This window comes from Pseudoalteromonas rubra, from assembly GCF_005887115.1.
Lineage (GTDB): Bacteria > Pseudomonadota > Gammaproteobacteria > Enterobacterales > Alteromonadaceae > Pseudoalteromonas > Pseudoalteromonas rubra_F.
Map to the genome: position 1 here is coordinate 1 of NZ_PNCJ01000190.1, position 233 is coordinate 233.

The following is a 233-nucleotide window of genomic DNA, read 5'->3' on the forward strand; positions in this document are numbered from 1 at the left end:
GTGCCTGTGGTTATCTACTTTTACCGCTATATGAGCCAGCGACGTTACGACTTCCCAAAAATGGAGCTTAACCATCGCCCTAACTTCCCGATGTTTACATCGAACGGTTACGCGGTGTTCTTACCTGATATTCGCTTTGAGATTGGTAAACCTGGCCCCTCATCCACTCAAACCATGATCAATGCCGCACAAAAGTTGATTGATATAGGCGTTGCCAAAAAAGATGCCATTGG

Annotated in this window: 1 protein-coding gene; it reads left to right on the forward strand. The window is 45.9% G+C overall.

What is annotated here, in order from left to right; genetic code table 11:
* On the forward strand, window positions 1-233 hold a 233-nt coding region (locus tag CWB98_RS23710; RefSeq protein ID WP_138546996.1), incomplete at both ends, for a hypothetical protein.